16 protein-coding genes are annotated in these 19,887 nt (G+C 52.0%); 13 read left to right on the top strand and 3 right to left on the bottom strand.

Annotated elements, in window-relative coordinates:
* Window positions 1-33: 33 nt before the first annotated feature.
* Both FCL47_RS18670 and speA read right to left on the bottom strand, forming a co-directional pair.
* Window positions 34-1,629: a TolC family protein gene (locus FCL47_RS18670; protein ID WP_136815154.1), complete on the bottom strand. Its 1,596-nt coding sequence runs from the start codon at window positions 1,627-1,629 to the stop codon at window positions 34-36.
* 125 nt (window positions 1,630-1,754) lie between these two features.
* Complete coding sequence (speA, locus tag FCL47_RS18665) at window positions 1,755-3,680, bottom strand: biosynthetic arginine decarboxylase (protein WP_240744295.1); 1,926 nt, start codon at window positions 3,678-3,680, stop codon at window positions 1,755-1,757.
* 698 nt (window positions 3,681-4,378) lie between these two features.
* Here speA and FCL47_RS18660 point away from each other — a divergent pair.
* Together FCL47_RS18660 and ctlX are read left to right on the top strand one after the other, a co-directional pair.
* The gene (locus FCL47_RS18660; protein ID WP_240744294.1) at window positions 4,379-4,753 is read left to right on the top strand and encodes a hypothetical protein; all 375 of its coding nucleotides are present in this window, start codon (window positions 4,379-4,381) and stop codon (window positions 4,751-4,753) included.
* A 30-nt stretch (window positions 4,754-4,783) separates the two neighbouring features.
* The gene (gene ctlX, locus FCL47_RS18655) at window positions 4,784-5,716 is read left to right on the top strand and encodes a citrulline utilization hydrolase CtlX (protein WP_136815153.1); all 933 of its coding nucleotides are present in this window, start codon (window positions 4,784-4,786) and stop codon (window positions 5,714-5,716) included.
* A 38-nt stretch (window positions 5,717-5,754) separates the two neighbouring features.
* On the opposite strand, the gene FCL47_RS18650 is transcribed toward ctlX, so the two are convergent.
* Window positions 5,755-7,077, bottom strand: a complete 1,323-nt coding sequence (locus FCL47_RS18650) for an aspartate kinase (protein WP_136815152.1) — start codon at window positions 7,075-7,077, stop codon at window positions 5,755-5,757.
* Window positions 7,078-7,286: 209 nt separating this feature from the next.
* Between FCL47_RS18650 and FCL47_RS24445 the strand changes: the two genes are divergently transcribed.
* The 11 genes from FCL47_RS24445 to FCL47_RS18600 all read left to right on the top strand — a co-directional run bounded on the left by FCL47_RS24445 (window position 7,287) and on the right by FCL47_RS18600 (window position 19,887).
* Complete coding sequence (locus FCL47_RS24445) at window positions 7,287-7,454, top strand: hypothetical protein (protein WP_153306379.1); 168 nt, start codon at window positions 7,287-7,289, stop codon at window positions 7,452-7,454.
* A gap of 238 nt (window positions 7,455-7,692) precedes the next feature.
* Complete coding sequence (locus FCL47_RS18645) at window positions 7,693-8,052, top strand: TusE/DsrC/DsvC family sulfur relay protein (RefSeq protein WP_136815151.1); 360 nt, start codon at window positions 7,693-7,695, stop codon at window positions 8,050-8,052.
* Window positions 8,053-8,272: 220 nt separating this feature from the next.
* On the top strand, window positions 8,273-9,532 hold the full coding sequence (locus tag FCL47_RS18640; protein ID WP_136815150.1) for a DNA repair exonuclease: 1,260 nt from the start codon (window positions 8,273-8,275) through the stop codon (window positions 9,530-9,532).
* A complete protein-coding gene (locus FCL47_RS18635) occupies window positions 9,529-13,041 on the top strand; it encodes a YhaN family protein (protein ID WP_136815149.1) in 3,513 nt (1,170 codons plus the stop codon). The genes FCL47_RS18640 and FCL47_RS18635 overlap by 4 nt, the downstream gene beginning before the upstream one ends.
* A gap of 322 nt (window positions 13,042-13,363) precedes the next feature.
* Window positions 13,364-13,786: a TonB-system energizer ExbB gene (exbB, locus tag FCL47_RS18630; RefSeq protein WP_136815148.1), complete on the top strand. Its 423-nt coding sequence runs from the start codon at window positions 13,364-13,366 to the stop codon at window positions 13,784-13,786.
* A complete protein-coding gene (locus FCL47_RS18625) occupies window positions 13,779-14,156 on the top strand; it encodes a biopolymer transporter ExbD (RefSeq protein ID WP_136815147.1) in 378 nt (125 codons plus the stop codon). The genes exbB and FCL47_RS18625 overlap by 8 nt, the downstream gene beginning before the upstream one ends.
* Window positions 14,153-14,908, top strand: a complete 756-nt coding sequence (locus FCL47_RS18620) for an energy transducer TonB (protein WP_136815146.1) — start codon at window positions 14,153-14,155, stop codon at window positions 14,906-14,908. Before FCL47_RS18625 ends, FCL47_RS18620 begins: the two co-directional genes overlap by 4 nt.
* A 38-nt stretch (window positions 14,909-14,946) precedes the next feature.
* Window positions 14,947-17,082, top strand: a complete 2,136-nt coding sequence (locus FCL47_RS18615) for a TonB-dependent siderophore receptor (protein ID WP_167496559.1) — start codon at window positions 14,947-14,949, stop codon at window positions 17,080-17,082.
* Window positions 17,083-17,130: 48 nt separating this feature from the next.
* A complete protein-coding gene (locus tag FCL47_RS18610; RefSeq protein ID WP_136815144.1) occupies window positions 17,131-17,667 on the top strand; it encodes an FmdE family protein in 537 nt (178 codons plus the stop codon).
* A gap of 2 nt (window positions 17,668-17,669) precedes the next feature.
* Window positions 17,670-18,833, top strand: coding sequence for an iron ABC transporter substrate-binding protein (locus FCL47_RS18605; RefSeq protein WP_136815143.1), 1,164 nt, complete (start codon window positions 17,670-17,672; stop codon window positions 18,831-18,833).
* Between the two features lie 31 nt (window positions 18,834-18,864).
* A complete protein-coding gene (locus FCL47_RS18600; protein ID WP_205747367.1) occupies window positions 18,865-19,887 on the top strand; it encodes an iron ABC transporter permease in 1,023 nt (340 codons plus the stop codon).

The following is a 19,887-nucleotide window of genomic DNA, read 5'->3' as shown; positions in this document are numbered from 1 at the left end:
TGACGCCCCAAAGTTACGCCTTTACGCCTTGCCTCAGTTTGTCTTGGTTGAAGCCTTGAAGCCAGTGGGAGCAATATACGGAGCAAGTTGCGACCCGTCTATATGTGGATACCCTAGTGCCTTCCCATTATCTTCCTTGCACCCGTAAGGTTTGAGAGAAGAATGAGGCTCTGAGTTATCACATTGGTCGGAGACATCAAGAACCTGGTCCTGGTCACGATTGTCGCCCAGATCTGCATAAGTTACCGTTTCTTCACTTTCTTTTGCTGGAAGATTCAGCACCTTGCGCAGTCCGGTATCATGCTCGTCCAAAAGTACCCCGGTTCCCTGCATCATTCGGTACAAAGCAGTAAGGTGAGAGAATTGGGTCTGAGACATGGAGATCTGCGCATCTGTATATTCATTCTCCATATTGAGAAGATCCAGCAAGGTTCGCCGGCCGACAGAGTACTCGTCCTTAAAAGCATTCAACGTCTTTTCGCTCAGTAAAACATGGTCACGCAGGTACTCTTGTTTATAATCTTCCGCCTCTTTAATATTCCAGGCAAGCCGAATGGTTTCATTAACATTTCGTCTCTCGATATAGGAGCGCTGGTACTCTTTTCGAATAGACTGTTGCTCCTTGGCTTTGTTGCCTTCCCGGAATCCGCCATCGAAAAAAGTGTAGTTTAAAGTCAGGTATGCACCAGCCTGAGTCGTCTCTCCCTCTTCGCCACCGGTATCGGAGCGGTATTGCCCCTGGAGCTCAAAATCCACTGTAGGGAGATAGGCCGATGAAGCTTTATCATAAGAATGACGACGGGTCTCGATGTTATACTTGGCAACTTTTAAAGCCGGGTTCCTCTTTAATGCCATATCAATTGCGGTCTGTACCGAATCAGGAAATTGATACGCCGGCTCTGGCTTGATGAACTGTTCAGGTCGCAGCAGACGACCAAATTGTCGATGGAAGACAGTCAAGGCCTGATTAAGATCCTGCTGCCTGGAGATATAGCTTGCCTTAGCCAGTACCAGGCGTGATTCGGAGTTGTACAGTTCTGAGAAACGATTAAATCCTGCCTCGGTTTTCTCTCGAACCTGACGCATAATTCGCTCTTGAGTGAGCGCGTTTTCCTCCGCAATCTGCAATAGTTCAACGGCCTGGACCACGTTGATATACGCTTCGGCGGCATCTAAATAAACTTTATTGGCGACAGTTAACACTTCATAAGCAGCGGCTTTGATACGCGCGTCTGTTTCCTTGACAAACGCAGTAGTTTTTCCACCATTGTAGAGGTTTTGCCGGGCAAAAAGCGTGGCACTTGTTGCAAGGAGATTTTCTTCTCTATCATCTGTTGGTACACCTTTTGTTCTTTCCGGTCCCGTGGAAAGTTTCGTACCAACAGTTGGGTAATACTCGCTCGTTGCAATGGAACGTTCAGCGACAACACTTTCATACTGTTTCAAGGCCTCCAAAATGGAGGGATCGGTTTTGGTGATATTTTGCAGTACCTCCTGAAGACTTACACTATGTGCAGTAGCTGCTTCCGTCGCAAACAGCAACCCGGGAGAAACAAGAACAAGGGCAACAGGCAGGAATAATTTCTTTTTTATTGCTCTAATACAGGCAATACAAAAAACACGTGTCATAAAATTTATCTCTTGATGTTAGAGGGTACTGTCTGGAATTGACAAGTATACAAAATCTATGTAACTAGTTTGAAAATAGGTGTTTTTTTAACATATCCATTGACTGAAGCCAAGCCTAATCCGCCCTACCGTTCAAAATAGGTATACCCGCGCAGACCTGCCTCATAGGCCTGCATCACCTCTTTACGTTCCAGGGGTGAAATACGACCTTCCTTTACTGCGGTTTCGGCGGTTTTGCGAAACTTCATCAGCAGCCGTTTGGGATCATACTCCACATATGAAAGGATATCGGCAACCGTATCCCCTTCAAGCTCACCCGAAAAATCGTATTTGCCGTTTTCATGCAGGCTGACCGTCACCACATTGGTATCCCCGAGCAGGTTATGCAGATCGCCCAGCGTTTCCTGATAGGCACCGACCAGAAACACCCCGAGATAATACTCCTCCGATCCATTCAGATCATGGAGGGGCAGGAATCGTTTCGCGCCGAAACGATCGACAAATCGATCGATTTTGCCATCGCAGTCACAGGTGATATCGGCGATTATCGCATTACGTGTCGGTTTTTCATGCAAACGATGAATGGGCATGACCGGAAACAGCTGGTCAATAGCCCAGCTGTCAGGCAGCGACTGAAACAGGCTGAAATTGCAGTAATAGATATCAGAGAGCAACCGTTCGATTTCATGGATCTCCGCCGGGGCGTTTTTTAGTTCTCTGCCCGTTTTGAGGATCGAGTTGAGAATAGTCCAGAACAGATTCTCCGCAAGGGACCGTTCCCGAAGGGTTATCTGGCCGCGATTAAACAACTGCCGCACTTCATCGCGGTAATAGATTGCATCGTTTAAGGTCTCCTGGAGATTACGGATACTCAGATTTTCAAGCGATTCGAGCATATTCAGCAACTGGGGCGGACAATCTTCCGGCAATTTTTCCGGCAGGGAATCCGGTTCAAAAATTGTTTTGTCCAGTACATTAAAGAGCAGCACCGAATAATAGGCGACAAGGGCGCGACCAGTTTCGGTGATGATTGTCGGATGGGCAATTTCTTCCTCGTCCAGCGTGGTCATGACCGCCTCGGTTATATCGGTGCAATATTCGTTCAGGGTATAATTCCGGCTGCTGAGGAAGTTGGACTGTGAGCCGTCATAGTCCACGGCAAGACCGCCACCCAGATCGAGGTAACGCATTCCCGCCCCTTCTTTCACCAGCCCGGCATAGACCCGGCAGGCCTCGCCGACTGCGGTGCGGATCTGGCGGATGTTGGAAATCTGGGAACCGAGATGATAGTGAACCATCTGCAGGCAATCGAGCATTCCCTCTTCTTTCAAGAGGTCAACCGCATGTATCAACTGGGTCGTATTCAAGCCAAAAATAGATCTTTCTCCGCCCGATTCGGCCCAATGCCCGCCGCCTTGCGTTGACAGCTTGATGCGCACTCCCAGCACCGGATTGACTTTAATCACCCGGGATCGCTCGATGATAAGCGGCAGCTCGCTTGGCATCTCCACCACGAGAATACATCGAAACCCCAGTTTTACGGCATGCAGGGCCAGATCGATAAATTCCTCATCCTTGTAGCCGTTGCAGATAAGGGGAGCTTCTTTATCCACCATCATCCCCATTGCAGCAATAAGCTCGGCTTTGCTGCCGGCTTCCAGACCATGATGATACGGGGCACCGTAGTGGACCATGGCATCGATGACCTGTTTTTGCTGATTTACCTTGATGGGATACGCCCCCATGAAATTCCCCTGATACCCAAGGTTCTTCATGGCAGCAATAAATGTCTCGTTGAGTTCGGCAATCTGGGCATCTAGGATATTTTCTATCCGAAGCAGCACAGGCATATCGAGGCCGCGATCTTTCAGGCCTTCAACAATTTCCGGCAAAGAGACTGCTCGGTCAGGATATTTCGGTGACGGCTGCACAAGCATATCCCCTTTATCCGAAACTCTGAAATACCCGCCACTCCACTCCGCCACCCGATAGAGCTCCGACGACTTTTCAATCGTCCAGCTTTCTAAAAAATCGGCCAATATATCCACCACTTAATTTTCATACCGGATCACAATGCGCAATCCGGCAATAAGAACAATATAAAAAAAAGCATTGACCATACTTGACCAATACCTTCGTCCCCTGCCAGCAAAAAATCATTGGAGTTAAGTGTAACCACCTTTTCCCTCTCATGGGGAAAAATCTTTCAGGATACTGGAAAGTGTCGGCCCACGTCAATAAAATCCGCCAGCTCATTATTGATCCTTAAGCCAGTAGCCGTTTGCTTCGGTAATTGGCTGTTTACATCTTGGCATCTGTGCTTATGTTCTGCCCCCGTATCTTTGGCAAAGCGGCGAAGACAGGGTGCTGGAGAATCTGTGAGACACTCGTCCCGGCCAAAAGATTTACGGGATTTCGTTCAGTACTCGCTTGACGGGTGCTCTTTTCAGTACTCGCTTGACGGGTGCTCTTTTCAGTACTCGCTTGACGGGTACTCTTTTCAGTACTCGCTTGACGGGTACTCTGTATAGTCCCCGTGCGGTGCGGGGATAAGTTCCTTCACGAAATAAGTTGCTTGGAAAAAGCCCAAAGATAATTAAATGCAAGTCAATAATCCCGCCCAAAAGATTTGCGGGACTCTTTTCAGTACTCGCTTGACGGGTATAAGTTCCTTCACGAAATAAGTTGCTTGGAAAAAGCCCAAGCAACTTATTTCTAAGTCACTAACTTTACATACCAGGGGATCTTGATGGTTAAGAAAAAAGCACTGACCGGGTCGGGAAAGACCATTGCAAAAATAAAAGAAAAGGCGGCAAAGAAGAAAGAAGAGCCGGCCAGACCGCCGATGCTCCAGGCCCTGGTTTGGTACAAGGAAGAACATTATCAGGAACTTCTCAAGCTCTTCGATGACGCAGAACTGCTGCCGCCAACTTACCAGCACTGGCTTGCTCGAGCTGAGGAAAAGAAAGCCGAAGTCGAGGCAGGCGGAGATCAGGTTATGAAGGTTTTTATCGATCCCGAAACTTTTCCGGAATGGTGCGAGAAAAAAAATCTGGCCAAGGATGCCAATGCCCGTGCCCAGCTGGCCATCGAGGTTGCCCAGGCCAACTCTTTTTCACTCTGACCAGTCATCCTGTAATCAGGAATACATGCCATGACCTCAAAACATATTCAGGCCCCCGGTGCAGTCGTCATGATCCGACCGCACCGTTTCCATCCCAACCCCGAAACCGCCTCGGACAATGCTTTCCAGAGAACCGACGGTCACCTCTCCCCAAAAGAGATTGCCAGGGCGGCCTATGACGAGGTGACCAATGTCGCGGTACGCCTGGAAAAAGAGGGAGTGAAGGTGCATATCTTTGAAGACCGGGGCGAAAAAGAAACGCCCGACTCGGTCTTTCCCAACAACTGGTTCTCAACGCATCCGGGCGGTCATGTGGCCATTTTCCCCATGTACAATCCCAGCCGACGCCGGGAAAGGCGCTACGATATAATCGAGATGCTCAAGGCTGATTACCGGGTACAGGACGTAATCGATTATTCCTGCCTGGAATATGACCATCTTTTCCTTGAAGGCACCGGGGCTATGGTCCTCGATCATATCGCCCGGGTTGCCTATACCGCCAGATCAAACAGGGCCGACCCAATCCCCCTGGAACGGTTCTGCACCCATTTTAATTTTGAGCCGATGGCCTTTGCCACCGCCGACGAGAAGGGCGGTTCAATCTATCATACCAATGTGATGATGTGCATCGCCACCGACTTTGCCATGGTCGGTTTCGATATCATCAGTGATCCCCACAGGCGGGAAGAAATAAGGGCACGCCTTGCGGAAATGGGCCGAAGAGTCATCGCCCTTGACAATCATCAGATAAACGAATTTGCCGGCAACGCCATCGAACTGTCCGCCGGAGAGGGGCGAATTCTGGCAATCTCCGCCCGGGCCGCCGCATCGCTGACCAGACAGCAGAAAGATTTTATTGAAGAGTCCGCCCGGATTGTCGAGCTCTCCGTGCCAACCATTGAGCTGGCCGGAGGATCGATACGCTGCATGCTGGCCGGGATTCACCTGGCGCGGCGGTATTGATCGAGATCTCTTCCGGTGAAAGATTCTATGCCAAAACCTCATTGTCCAACAAAGGCCGCGTACAACGACTGCACGGCCTTTTCATAATCATCACCGCTCACGCCGATGATGATATTCATTTCCGAAGCCCCCTGACTGATAACCCGGACATTGATGCCGCCATTTTTCAGGGCGGTAAATGTCTTGGCCGCGATGCCGACCGTCCGGACCATCCCCTCGCCGACCACGGCGATCAAGGCCAGATTTTTTTCAATATACAACTTATCCGGCAGTAACTGCTGTTGGATCTGAGCAATAATAATTTCTTCAAGTCCCTGCAGGTTGGCGTCATCGACGATGACACTGATTGCATCGATACTTGAAGGACATTGTTCAAAATTGACCCCCTGCTCCCGGAAAATGCCAAGCAGACGATGGGCAAAACCGACTTCCTTGTTCATCAACGTTTTCTCAAGACAGATCATCGAGAAGTTTCGCCTGCCGGCAATGCCGGCAACCTCGGTTTCAGCAATCGTCTGTTCGCTCAGCTGAGGGCTGATACGTGTTCCCGGATCGCCGGGCCGGTTGGTATTTTTGATGCAAATGGGGATACCTGCCTCCTGTACCGGCAGAATAGCTTCGTCGTGGAAAACGGAGGCACCCATATACGACATCTCACGAATCTCGCGAAAGGAAATCTCGTCAATGGTTTTCGGATTATCGACAATGCGTGGATCGGCCATAAGAATGCCCGACGTATCGGTCCAGTTTTCATAGAGCAGGGCACCCGCAGCCCTTGCCGCAATAGCGCCGGAGATATCCGATCCACCGCGGGAAAACGTTTTCACCTCGCCATTGCCGTCATGGCCATAAAAGCCGGCAATCACGTAGAGCGCGCCCGGATCCGACAAACGATCGCCCAATTTCAGGTAACTGGCAGGGTCTATCGTGTTATTGGGTCGGATGAGCAGATAATCGGCGGGATCGACAAAATCGGCATGCAGATATTCGGCAATAAGCCTGGCCGAGAAATATTCCCCCCGTGAAGCGGCAAAATCCCGGCTGCATCCACGTAAAAGTTTCTTGCCGAATTGATCGATTTCATCGGGTACCGCGGAGCTCAGGTGCAATGCACCCGCTATCTCAGCAAACCTGTCCCGAATAAGACCGAACGGCTCGCAGATGTCGGTGGACATATTCGCCATATCATAACAGAGATAGAGCAGATCGGTAATTTTCGCTTCCGCCGCCTGCCGCTTCCCCGGGGCCGAAACCACCACAATTCTGCGCCTGGGATCGGCGTCGACTATCGCTTTAACCTTACCTATCTGCCTGCTGTCGGCCACACTTGAACCGCCGAATTTGGCAACAATCCTGTCCATCCTTTTTTCCTCTACGTTTGGTTTTGCATCCGTCAATCCTGCTTCCTGAGGAGCGCATCCTATACGGTTTCGGTTTCTTTATCAATTTCTGTTCACCTTGAACTCCCACATTGTCGGCCTTTACAAACCCATCCCCAATATTATATTCGTCTTATCTCAGCTGACAACGGATATGATGTACTCGCATGCAGACACAAGAGGAGTGGGTCATGACAACGAAGGATAAATCCTCCCAGAAAAAAAGGTCAACTCCAGGCGAAAAAAGAGCAACAGATCGCAGAAAAGAGACAAGCAAAGGCTACACGTACATCACCATGGTGGGTTGGATGTGCCGCAGGGAAAAAACCAGAAGAAAAAATGATGATTTCACCTTCTGACATCCGCCTCCAAAACCAATCCCACTTATCCCGCCAGACCGTGCAACCTCTGCTGTTACACTTTCTTTCATAAATGGGTTTTCAGAAAGGGTAAAAACGCGACTGTGGCCATGAAGGAAGGTTAGCATCGACACGATTGACAAGCGAGCCCTTGTTACTACTGTGTAGTAACAAGAAGTCGGTTTTGTGATTGCCTCATGCCATCACTACTGTTCACCGATTTCAAAGGAGGCTCATTATGGCTCAGTTAGATGGTGGAAATACGCAGATTGACATGGATGAAGAAGGTTTTTTAACGCATCCGGAACAATGGAACACCGAAGTGGCCAAGCTGCTTGCCAAACGTGAAGGCATAGACGAACTTGACCAGTCAAAGCTGGATATTGTTTTATTTTTAAGAGAATACTATCAAAAGCATTCCTCTTTCCCGATTCTCGGGTATGTCTGCAAAAACGTGCATGCCGAATCCCGTGCCTGTGTAACCGAAGAATTTATCGACCCGATGAAAGCCTGGAAGATTGCCGGCCTACCCAAACCGCCCCAGGTCTTTTTCACCAGCTTTGACGGCAAGCACTTCGCCGCAAATCCCTTTTATTGACCGATCAACACCCCGCCCCAGCCGAATGTACGGCTGAGGCCGGGTTCTGCCATGAAATCGAGGTTCCTGTGGACGTCGTGCCGATACGTGAATAGCAGTTGACTTCCAGCCTGCTGTTCGGTAAAAATTAGCTGATTATTCCGTATCATTGAAATGATCGAAGGTATTGACTTTTTAGCCGGCACCCCCATACCTGCCCGGCTCATTTCCCATAAGACAGATGTTACGCTTCCTCCACACTGCCGACATACACCTGGACAGCCCCCTGAAGGGTCTGGAGTCCCATGAGGATGCTCCGGTTGAGCAGATCCGGGGAGCAACCAGGCGGGCATTTGATAATTGTATTGACCTGGCGATCGAGGAAAATGTTGATTTTCTGCTCATAGTCGGCGATCTCTATGATGTTGACTGGAAAGACTACAACACCGGGCTTTTCTTTGCCAGCCGCATGGGTAAGCTGAACAAGGCGGGAATCCTGGTATTTATCGTCTCCGGCAATCATGATGCGGTAAATCAGATTACCAGAACCATGCCCCTGCCCGACAATGTGACGCTTTTTTCAGCAAAGAGAGCGCATTCGATCCGGCTTGAGGATCTTGGCGTCATTATCCATGGCCAGAGTTATGGCTCCCGCGCGGTCAGCGAGAATCTCGCCTTGCACTATCCACAATACGAGGCCGGTTATTGCAATATAGGACTGCTCCATACCTCGCTCACCGGCCGCGAAGGACACGAAGCGTATGCCCCCTGTACGGTGGATGAATTAAAATCAAAAGGCTATGATTATTGGGCTCTTGGGCATGTCCATAAGCGCGAAATTGTCGCCGACGACCCGTGGATCGTCTTTCCCGGCAATATCCAGGGGAGACATATCCGGGAGACCGGAGCCAAAGGTGCCACGCTGGTTACTGTTGCCGATGGCCATGTCACCGAAATTCAGGAGTATGAGCTCGATGTCCTGCGCTGGGTCACCTGCCCGGTTGACCTGTCGTCGTGCGAGACAACCAGCAGTGTTTACGAAGCCGTACAGCAGGCCTTTGCAGTGGAGCTTGCCCTGGCAAACGGCAAGCCTCTGGTCGTGCGCCTGATTTTGACCGGCCACTGCCCGGTGCATACCCAGCTTTGTCAGCGCACGGCACACTGGACCGAGCAGTTCCGGGGCATTGGTGCAGGACTTGGCAATGTATGGCTTGAAAAGGTCAAATTCCAGACCAGCCAGATGGTGCGTCCCGAGGAGGTCCTCGAAGCGGACATGGCTCTTACCGGGCTGCTCCAATCGATCCAGGAACTGGAATTCGACGGCGACACACTTGCAGCACTCGTACCGGAACTTGCCGCTCTACAGAGCAAATTGCCGCCCGAGATCTTCATCGGGGAAGAGTCCTTTCTCCATCCATCGCCGGAGGCAATCGCCGAGCTCCGCGGGCAGGTGCAGGACCTGCTGATCGCACAACTGCTCCAATACGGCAAAGTCCGATGAGAATAAAGCGCCTGCACCTGAAAGCCGTCGGTCCTTTCACCGACCGTACTCTGCACTTTGATTCGAAAGAACCCGGCCTGCATATAATTTACGGCCCGAACGAAGCGGGAAAAAGCAGCTCACTGCGGGCGCTGAAGGCTTTACTTTACGGCTTTCCCCAGCAGACGCCGGATAATTTTCTGCATAATTACGATCAACTGCTGGTCGGCGGCTGTATTGTCAACAGCAGCGGTGAAGAACTGACCTTCTGGCGTCGGAAAAAGCGAATCGGCGACATCATAGACGAGGCAGGCAACCCGTTGCCCGCCAATATTTTACGCCAATTTCTCCATGGGGTGGAGCCGGAGATATTCGCTTCCCTGTACGGTATCGATCATGAGATGCTGCTGCGCGGTGGAGAGGAAATCCTCGCCCAGAAAGGTGAGGTGGGACAAGCCCTGTTTGCTGCAGGGGCCGGAATTTCCTCTCTGCGCCAGGTCACCGAGCAGCTCGAGCAAGAGGCGGCGGAGCTGTTCAAATCAACCGGCCAGCTGCCTAAAATCAACAAGGCCATAAAAAATTTCAAGGAACTGCAGAAAGAAGCAAAAACTGTGTCCCTTTCCTGCAAGGATTGGAAAGATCTCCGGAGTTCCTTGAAAATTGCCGAGAAAGAACGAGCCATACTCGAAAAAGAGCGGGATCATAACAACAAAGAATTGCGTCGCCTCGAACGTCTGGCCCAGGCGATCCCCGAAATCGCCTCCCTGCAAGCTTACCGTGCACAGCGCGAGGACTTAGGCGAAGTAACGCTTCTCCCCCCTAATTTTACCGAGAACTACCGGCGGGTCGTCCAGGCAATTCGCGAAGCTGAGCTGCAACTGCAAAAAGACACCGAACGTCTCGACCATCTCCAGACAAAGCGCCAGGCACTTTCCTTTAACAGGGACCTGCTAAGCCAGGCGGAAAAAGTCGATGATCTGCACCAGCGTCTCGGTGAATACCGCAAAGGCCTTAAAGACAAGCCGGAAAGAGAGGGCATGCGCATCAGCCTCCGCAGAGAAGCGGCAGACCTGCTGCAACAGGTACGACCGGATCTGAGTCTGGCGGAGATTGAGCCGCTGCGCTCAGTGCTGATGAAAAAAAAGACAGTGCAGCGATTAAGCGAGGAATATGCGGCAATTAACCAACAGCTGATGCTGGCCCAAAAACAATACAGGGTCGCAGAACAGGAGCATCAGGAGGCAAATCGGTCTCTGGCGGCGATGCCAGCTACAGCCAGCACTCAAAACAGCGGGAAACTTCTCCAGGTTGTAAAGATGGCCCGGAAAGAGGGGAATATCGACGCCATGCTGGAAAAAAACCGGCATGAAATCGAGCAGTCCAAAAAAGATTGCCTGATAGAACTCAAACGGCACGGCCACTGGTCTGGTGATTTACAGATGCTGGCCGAACTCCCCCTCCCTCTAGCGCAGACAGTGCACCTGGCGGAGACCCGATACAGTGATATTGATGAGCAGAGACGTGCCCTGGAAAAAGAACAGAAGTATACTGAACATGAGTTGCAAAAGACCCGGGCGGAAATCAAAAAGGGGACCTATACAGGCGAAATTCCTTCAGAGGCAATGCTCTATAAGATTCGTGATAAAAGAGAACAAGGCTGGCAGCTTTTACGACGACAATGGCTTGATGACCAGGATACAACCGAAGAGAGTCTGGTTTATGCGCCAGACCAACCTGTTGCCGATGCCTACGAGGTATATGTGCAGGAGGCGGATGTTATCTCCGACCGTCTGCGCCGGGAAGCTGACAGGATTGCCGGCGCAGCAGCCCTTCGCGCTCAGGCAGAAAGCCTCCAGTCCAAGCTGACTGATTTAGCCCAAAACAAGGCAATGCTTGAACAGCGGCAGCAGGACCTCGATACGGCCTGGAAGGCTCTCTGGCAGCCTGTTGGCATCACCCCGCTCTCGCCAAAGGAAATGAGTGGGTGGCTGACCGCGATAGACAGGCTCCGTTATAAAACGGCTGATATCCTGAAAAAAGAGCTGGACATTGAGCGAGCTGCCCTGCGCCGCGAGGCTCTGCGACAGGCTGTGCAACAAGAGATTCAAGCCTTACACCCGCTGGAAACAACGGCGCATGCGACACTCGGCCCGACGCTCGCTTTGGCAGAAAACCTGCTCGATACTCTTGCCAACCGGCAGGCGGAAAGAGAAAAAGCTACCGAAAGACTGGCTGCTGCGCAGAAAAATGTCCAGCAGGCGCAACAGGAAGTGACCAGCGCCCAGCAAGCACTGGCAAAATGGCAGGAGCAATGGGACACAGCTACTTCCGGCCTTGGGTTGCCCGGCAGGATAGCGACATCGGAAGCCAACGAACTGATTGATATCATTCAGAGCTGCTTTGACAGGGTGAAAGAAGCCGCCGACCTGAAAAAGCGCATCGACGGCATCGATCGCGATGCGCAGAATCTTGACAATGATGTTCGGTCTCTGCTTGAAAAAGTCGCCCCCACCCAGCCTCCCCAGCCTCTTGACCAGGCCATTTTACATTTGCGGACGTTGCTCAGCCAATCGCAGAAGGATTGCACGCTCCATGACAAACTTTCCGAAGAAATCGATTCCCTGCAGACTGAGGTCTCCGGAACCAGGAAAACACTGCTGAGTGCTGCTGCGCAAATGGAAGAAATCCTGCGGATAGCCAAAAGTGACACGCAGGAAGATTTGACGGCGGCAATGAGAAAATTCGAGGAATACCGCAAGCTGAGTGAAAAAATTTCTGACATCCAGGCCAATCTTGCCAAAATTAGCGCAGGAATCAGCATCGAAGAAATCACCACCCAGGCGGCAGAAATAAATGGTGATGAATTAGCCGGTCGGATCGAGGCACACCGACGGGACATCACTGAGCGGATACATCCTGAGATCAACAGAATATCCCAGATAATAGGCGAGCAGACCAGCAAACTTGCGGCAATGGACGGCAGCGACAGGGCCGCCGAACTCTCCCAGGAAATGGAGCAGGAGCTGGCCAGGATGCGAAGGTTGGCAGAGCGGTATACCCTGGTTAAGCTGGCCTCGAAAATACTGCAGCTGGAAATCGAGCGCTACCGGGAGGAGCATCAGGATCCTGTGCTGATTATCGGTTCGAGATATTTCCGTGACATGACACTTGGTTCTTTTACCGGTCTGCGTACCGATATCGATGACAAAGGTGCGCCGATTCTCATCGGCATTCGGCCAGAAGACAGGCGGATACCGGTGGGTGGCATGAGCTCCGGCACAAGAGACCAGCTCTACCTGGCCCTGCGCCTCGCGACCCTGGAATATCGTCTGGAATCCCATGAACCGATGCCCTTTATCGTCGATGATATCCTTATCAACTTCGATGATGAACGTTCACGGGCCACTCTCCAAGCCCTAGCCAGGCTGGCGGCCAGAAACCAGGTCATTCTTTTTACCCACCATCGTCAGATCGTCGATGAAGCTGACAAATGTGCCGATAAAGGCACGGTCGTTGTTCATACCCTCTAAGCCCTGCTCAGATCACCCTTTTGCACCTCCCGGTCAGTCGACTGAAGCACCATTTTATGCGATTCATTGTGTAACTCTCCAGATCGATCCGGAAGATCGTCGTTTGCCCATCATTGCTGCCCCCGATCACCGAACAGATAACACGATAAAAAAGAATATGCTCCCTGGGTAATACTTCTTACACCATCGTAACACTTTTTTCTTGCATTATGCAGCATGGACATCTATATTCCTCTTCGAAACAAACATATGCACCATATGGGCTGCACCTCGCCGACAAGGCTTTCTGAAGCGAATTTCACCGACAGCGTAGGAGAAAAACATGGACTGGCTCAAATCCATTACCGAATATGGCATTATCGGCCTGCTGGCGGCGCTGAGTGTTATCGCCTTGGCTATCGCCATTGAGAGATTCCGCTTTTACAAATCCATCCGCCTGGATGCGTTTTCCGATCGCCGACATTTAGAGTTAATGCTTACCCGCCGCCTGCACCTGCTTGCGACCATCGGCAGCAATGCGCCATATATCGGCCTTCTTGGCACTATCTTCGGCATCATGTTGATCTTTTATACAATGGGCCAGGAGGGGATGGTTGACTCGTCCCGAATCATGATCGGGCTGGCCCTGTCGCTGAAAGCCACCGCAGCAGGTCTCCTTGTCGCCATCCCGTCAGTCGTGCTGTACAACCTGCTTTTGCGACAAGCCAGGGAAATCGTGGTCACCTGGGAGACACAACATGGATGAAAAGGGCTTTGATACCATCAACGTCATCCCCTTTATCGATATCATGCTGGTGCTGTTGACCATCGTATTGACCACGGCGACTTTCATTGCCAACACCACTATCCCGGTCAATCTCCCCAAGGCCGAACAGAGTTCCACAGAGAGTCAGGGGCTGAAGGTGGAAATCAATCAAGCCGGTAAAATTTATTTCGACGGCTTTGAGGTCAGCCGGGAATCGCTGCGCACCGCATTAGCCGTAGAAAACAAGCAGCTACCTATGGTCATCAGGGCCGACCGGGCAGTGGCCTTGCAGTCTTTTGTCGATGTCCTGAGCATTGTCAGGGAACTCGGCTTTGCCAAAATGAGCCTCCAAACGGAAAAATCGAGATGAGCAATACCGAGCGGGCACTTGCCGAATCATTTTTATTCCATGGTCTCCTGCTCGGACTTATGATGCTGATGTTTGCATCGTTTTCTCCGCAGCCAAAGAAAATGCCAATCGATTTCTTTCTTCTGCAACCCCTCACCGCCCCTGCTGGCGCGACGCAGCAGCAGCTTAATGCTGAGACGGTAAAGACTGTCCCTTGTCCCCAGCTGGCGCCACCCGTGACCAAACCCCGGCCGAAAATCACCGCCAGGGTTCCAGTCAGACACAGCGCCTCTCTTCGGCAAAAAATATCGCCGCAGACTGCTGAGAAAACAGCTGTGCCCAAACTGAATAATGACGGAAACCCTGCTGCTTCGCACACCGGCCCTGTTAAAATGAACAAAATGGTCGCCGCATCACGCAATCCAGCTGGAGCAGAACACATCGAATCATCGCAGGCAGCCGTCGGTCCTCCTCGGGACACGTCGCACCTGCGCAACTATCTCAGCCTCATCCGAACCAGAATCGAACACCATAAGCGATATCCTCTCTGGGCTCGGCGCCATCGACTGGAAGGAGAGGTCTCGGTTCGATTTATTTTAAGTCCGGGTGGCAAGGTTTCCGCGGTAAATGTAACCAGGAGTTCAGGACGGGATTGCTTAGATGATGCAGCCAAGGAAGCCATACAGAATGCAGCGCCGCTGCCCAGTCCCCCTGCCGGTGTCCTGACCAAACCGACCGCCATGAATTTGACCATTGTCTTTAAGCTCGCTTGATGACGATACTCTGCCAGCAATCTTCTACCGGAGAAACAATGCAGCCACCATTCAGGAGGAAAAATTACGCGGCACCTGTCATTGCCCTTGCCGGAGCAGCGCTTGCTGTCTGCAGTACTCCGTCTTTCAGCAAAGCCGTCGAGGCGGATACGACCCTCGAACACATGACCCTGGATAAAATTGTCATCACCGACTCAGCCGTCTCCGAGACGATATCCGTAATCGGTGCGAAGACCATCGAAAAGGGCAGGAATGCCACAATTCCCGATGCCATAAGAAATGAGCCGGACATTACCATCTCCCAGCGCGCAAGTATTGGTGATACAAAGGATATTGTCTCTATCCGAGGTCTGTCGACCAACCGGATTGAGCTGGACATCAATGGCCGACCGGTCAATGCCGCCGGTGTTGTCGGCGGCTATTATATCGACTGGGGGACCATTCCACTGGACAATATCGAACAAATCGAGATTATCCGGGGCGGCAGCTCCGCCCTGTATGGCAACAATAACCTTGGCGGGGTAATCAACGTCATAACCAAAGCCCCGACTGAACAACCCGAGGCTTCCCTCTACGGCAACACTGCCACCGGCAGCGGGCTGGATCTGGCCCAGAATTATCGGTTCACCCACTCCTGGAAGATAGGCGCAGTCGGCTATTCGCTGGGCGGCAGCTACCAGAAAGCCGATGCTTTTCTCTGGAATAATGACTTCGAGGGCAAAAATTTCAATATAAACACCGCTATTGACATGCCACTCGAGGGCAGTTTGTCGCTTGGGTTGCAATACTCCGAGAATATCCGCGGGTATATCGTCAATAACAGGAAATCGTTGGACCCCGATAACCCCGGGTTTTACCAGAAAATAAACGGCGATTTCCCTCTTTCCTTCGGTGAAAACCTGGCGCCGCCTTTTGGCCGGGCCTTCACATCTGGCGCAGGCAGCGAGTCGGATAAAACCAAATATTATATGGACCTCGGCTACGAACAGCCCATCGGAGAGGCCGTAGTGGAATTCAAGCTCTACAAGAACATCGAAGACCGGGATGAAAAGAACTACTCAGTGGCAGGACTCGTTCCCGGTTACGGCGACGGCACCTTGGTTCTCGACCAGTCGGTGGCATCCGATCGGTCCTATGGCGGCAGTCTGAAAGCGACCCTCCCCCTGGCCGAACACGAAATTATCGGTGGTATCCAGTATAAGGTGCTCTCCTATGGCGATATCGTCGAAAATTACATCGATACAGCCTACAACGGCAAGATTTATACTGGTTCCAAACCCAATCAGGAAGCAGAAATGATCGGTTATTTTATACAGGACAGCTGGAACATTTCCGATACATTCATACTGACCCCCGGCCTTCGTTACGACACATACAAACTCAAACCGTTGAACGGTGCGGATATTGCTGCATTGCATAATGATTCTTTAACCCCAAAATTGACGGCCACCTACGGAATCACCGCAGAGGACAAGCTCACCGCCTCGCTTTACCAGTCGGTTCGGACCCCCGGATTGCCGGAGATGTACTGGTGGGCCAACGGGAAGACCCAGGGAAATCCCACCCTGAAGCCGGAGAAAAACAATGCTGCGGAACTCATTTACCGCCACGATTACTCCGAAACCGCGTCAACGCAGCTATCCACGTATTACTATGACATTAAAGACTATATCATTTTCCGCAACGATCCCAATTGGCGGGGTGTCTACAATATCGACGAGATGACCCTGTATGGCGCCTCCGTGGAACAGCGGATGGCGGTAACCTCATGGCTGTCCGGCCGGGCCTCTCTCTCCTACCAGAAGAGCAAAAAGGACGGCGATACTTTCGACAACACAAACCTGAGTGATGAACTTGATTTCCTGCCGGAATGGAAGGGTTTGATCGGTGCTGATTTTCAGCTCCCCTATCGGATGATCCTGAATGCGGATCTGCGGTTCAGTGGCGATCGCACCGGCATATATGCCTATACCGACGACACAGGCAGTACGGTAAAGAAACTCGTTACTGTCGATTCCAGCCTGACCTGTAACCTGAATGTGCAAATACCGGTGAGCGAGCATGGCGAAGCAAACCTCTTTGTGGAGAACCTGTTCAATACAAATTATGAAGAGACATACGGCTACCCTCTGCCCGGTACGATTATCGGTGTATCGTTCAAATGGATTTTTTAGTTAATGGCGTCGCAACAACCCTATGAACACCAAGGAGGAGTATAAAAAATGTTTGATGAAACAAGCTGGCAGCAATGTGTGAATTTTCATGGCCATTCCTGTCCGGGTCTGGCCATCGGCTATCGAGCAGCGCTGGCGGCAAAAGACCGAATGCAGGTTGCCTTTTCGGCCGATGAGGAAATTGTCTGCGTCACCGAAAATGATGCATGCGGTGTTGACGCGGTGCAAGTGCTCACCGGCTGCAGTATCGGTAAAGGCAACCTTGTGTATCGCGGCACCGGGAAAATGGCATTCAGCTTTTTCGACCGGAAAAAGAAGAACGCCCTCCGCGTCTTTTTTAAAAAACCAATCCAGAGACCGGAAGATATTGACCGGACTCAATTGCAGCACATGGTCCTTTCCGCACCAGACGATGAGCTTTTCTCTTTTTCCATACCGACGTTTGCCCTGCCCGACGCCGCCAGGCTGTTTACCAGCGAAATATGCGAAAAATGCGGGGAGGCCGCCCCGGAGCATAAAATCCGCCTGCTGGGAGGCAAGAAACTCTGCCTAGACTGTTTTCCCGCGTACAATCGAGGCTGGTAGCCATGGCGGCGTTTCAGCAACGACATAAAGTATTTGCCCCAAAAGCCGTGAATCTTTATCTGGCCGGGTTGATGACATTTTTTGTTATATTAGCATCGGGGTTTCCGCAGCCGGACCTTGTTTTCGCCCAGACTCCGGAAAAAGTGACAGTGACTGATATGGCCGGCAGGAGGCTGCAGGTCGTCAAAAACATCAAAAAGATCATCCCGCTCGGCGCAGCCGCCAGGTTTATCGTCTATATGCAGAGCCTGGATCTGGTGGCGGGCATGGAGGCGATTGAGACCAAATGGACGACCGCTGGACGACCATACGGTCTTGCAACCTTTGCCAAAGCTGAAACCTTGCCGGTAATCGGCGCAGGCGGGCCCGGCAAATTGCCGGATTTCGAGAAAATCATCACCGTCTGGCCCGATATCGTCCTGGCGATGGGCATCGATATCGCCCAGGTCGAAACCATCCAGCAGAAAACCGGCATCCCGGTTTTTGTCCTTAGTTACGGCACACCCGGGACGATTGATATAGCCACGATCAAGGAGGCCTTCCGGACCTTGGGACAGCTTCTCGACCGTAACGCGCGGGCCGATCAGCTCATCGCCACGCTGGATTCCCTGAAAAAAGACCTGGCAGACCGGACGGAACGCATAGCCGGCAGCGCCCGTCCCCGTGCATATGTCGGTGCCATCTCGTATATGGGGATACAACCGATTACCAGCACCGAGTCGTTTTTCGTCCCCCTTGCCTGGGCCGGAGGCCGCAATGTCGTCGATGCAGTCGGCCGCACCGGCCATTTCTTCGTCGATCCGGAAAAGCTCCTGGCCTGGAACCCCGAACATATCTTCATTGATGCCGGCGGCCTGGACAAGGTCGCTGACGATTATCGCAGAAACCCGGAATTTTACCATCGGCTCAAGGCGGTGCAGCAAGGCCATGTCTTTCTGATCATGCCGTATAACAATTATCATACAAATCTCGAGATCGCTCTGGCCGACGCGTATTTCATCGGCAAAGTGCTCTACCCAGAGGTTTTCACGGATATCGACCCGGCAACCAAGGCTGACGAAATCTTTTCTTTTTTTATTGGCATTCCCGCCTATACCACGCTCAGCAAGGAGTACCACGGCTTCGGCCGGGTACAATTCGACAAAAATGGACATCTCAGCTTCTAATCATACCATTACCGCTTACAGACGGCGGCTCATGCAGAAGAACAGTGTAGGCCTGCTGCTGCTCCTTGTGCTCGCCTGTGGCTGTCTGCTTTCCATCCGAACCGGCTCGCTGCCGATAAGCGACACCGATGTCCTCAAAACCCTGCTCGCCTGGAGCGGGGAGGGGCGGATCGGCCATGTCATCTGGAATATCCGCCTGCCGAGGACGGTTGCCGCCCTGCTCGCCGGAGCAGGGCTTGGCATCGCCGGGGCGGTAATGCAGAATATCCTCAAGAACCCCCTCGCCTCACCCTTTACCATCGGTGTTTCCCAGGGAGCAGCGTTTGGCGCGGCCTTTGCCATCATCATCCTGGGAGCAGGTCAGACGCAAAGAGCCGGAGCAGAGATGGTAACCATCGCATCCCCTCATCTGGTTGTTTTCAGCGCCTTTCTTGGTTCCCTGCTTACGGTAATTTTTATTCTGGGCCTGTCGTCCATGCAGGACATTGCCCCTGAAGCGATTATTCTTGCCGGGGTAGCGCTCAGCGCTTTTTTCGGGGCAGGAACCATGCTTCTCCAGTATTTCGGCGACAACATTCAGGTCGCAGCCACGGTTTTCTGGACTTTCGGCGACCTTGGCAAGGCGGGTTGGTTTGAAAACGGCCTCATTTTGCTCGCCGTGCTCCCGGCCGCTCTCTTCTTCATTGCCAACGGATGGAACTACAATACCCTGAGATGGGGAGATGACGTCGCCTCCAGCCTGGGGGTCAGGGTGCAACGATTGCGCGTCATGACCATGGTCCTTGCAGCCTTCACTGTAGCAGTCAGCACTTCCTTTCTTGGCATTATTGGTTTTGTCGGCCTTATGGCTCCGCATCTGATGCGCTTTCTGGTTGGCGACGACTATCGTTATCTGATACCGGCTTCTGCTGTCTGCGGCGCGCTGCTACTCCTTGTCTCGGATCTTTTGGCCCGGACCGTCCTGGCACCGATCGTACTGCCCGTGGGAATCATCACCTCCTTTACCGGTGCGCCCCTCTTTCTGTACCTGCTGGCGAAAAACAAGAGGCCATAA

The organism is Desulfopila sp. IMCC35006 (assembly GCF_005116645.1).
Taxonomy (GTDB): Bacteria; Desulfobacterota; Desulfobulbia; order Desulfobulbales; family Desulfocapsaceae; genus Desulforhopalus_A.
Note: the sequence above shows the minus strand (reverse complement) of the source record. Positions and strands in the feature narration are given on the sequence as shown.

What these genes read in the sequence shown, in the direction of transcription:
- FCL47_RS18670 (WP_136815154.1), bottom strand. Translation starts at nt 1,629, where the DNA reads ATGACACGTGTTTTTTGTATTGCCTGTATTAGAGCAATAAAAAAGAAA.
- FCL47_RS18660 (WP_240744294.1), top strand. Translation starts at nt 4,379, where the DNA reads ATGGTTAAGAAAAAAGCACTGACCGGGTCGGGAAAGACCATTGCAAAA.
- ctlX (WP_136815153.1), top strand. Translation starts at nt 4,784, where the DNA reads ATGACCTCAAAACATATTCAGGCCCCCGGTGCAGTCGTCATGATCCGA.
- FCL47_RS18650 (WP_136815152.1), bottom strand. Translation starts at nt 7,077, where the DNA reads ATGGACAGGATTGTTGCCAAATTCGGCGGTTCAAGTGTGGCCGACAGC.
- FCL47_RS24445 (WP_153306379.1), top strand. Translation starts at nt 7,287, where the DNA reads ATGACAACGAAGGATAAATCCTCCCAGAAAAAAAGGTCAACTCCAGGC.
- FCL47_RS18645 (WP_136815151.1), top strand. Translation starts at nt 7,693, where the DNA reads ATGGCTCAGTTAGATGGTGGAAATACGCAGATTGACATGGATGAAGAA.
- FCL47_RS18640 (WP_136815150.1), top strand. Translation starts at nt 8,273, where the DNA reads ATGTTACGCTTCCTCCACACTGCCGACATACACCTGGACAGCCCCCTG.
- FCL47_RS18635 (WP_136815149.1), top strand. Translation starts at nt 9,529, where the DNA reads ATGAGAATAAAGCGCCTGCACCTGAAAGCCGTCGGTCCTTTCACCGAC.
- exbB (WP_136815148.1), top strand. Translation starts at nt 13,364, where the DNA reads ATGGACTGGCTCAAATCCATTACCGAATATGGCATTATCGGCCTGCTG.
- FCL47_RS18625 (WP_136815147.1), top strand. Translation starts at nt 13,779, where the DNA reads ATGGATGAAAAGGGCTTTGATACCATCAACGTCATCCCCTTTATCGAT.
- FCL47_RS18620 (WP_136815146.1), top strand. Translation starts at nt 14,153, where the DNA reads ATGAGCAATACCGAGCGGGCACTTGCCGAATCATTTTTATTCCATGGT.
- FCL47_RS18615 (WP_167496559.1), top strand. Translation starts at nt 14,947, where the DNA reads ATGCAGCCACCATTCAGGAGGAAAAATTACGCGGCACCTGTCATTGCC.
- FCL47_RS18610 (WP_136815144.1), top strand. Translation starts at nt 17,131, where the DNA reads ATGTTTGATGAAACAAGCTGGCAGCAATGTGTGAATTTTCATGGCCAT.
- FCL47_RS18605 (WP_136815143.1), top strand. Translation starts at nt 17,670, where the DNA reads ATGGCGGCGTTTCAGCAACGACATAAAGTATTTGCCCCAAAAGCCGTG.
- FCL47_RS18600 (WP_205747367.1), top strand. Translation starts at nt 18,865, where the DNA reads ATGCAGAAGAACAGTGTAGGCCTGCTGCTGCTCCTTGTGCTCGCCTGT.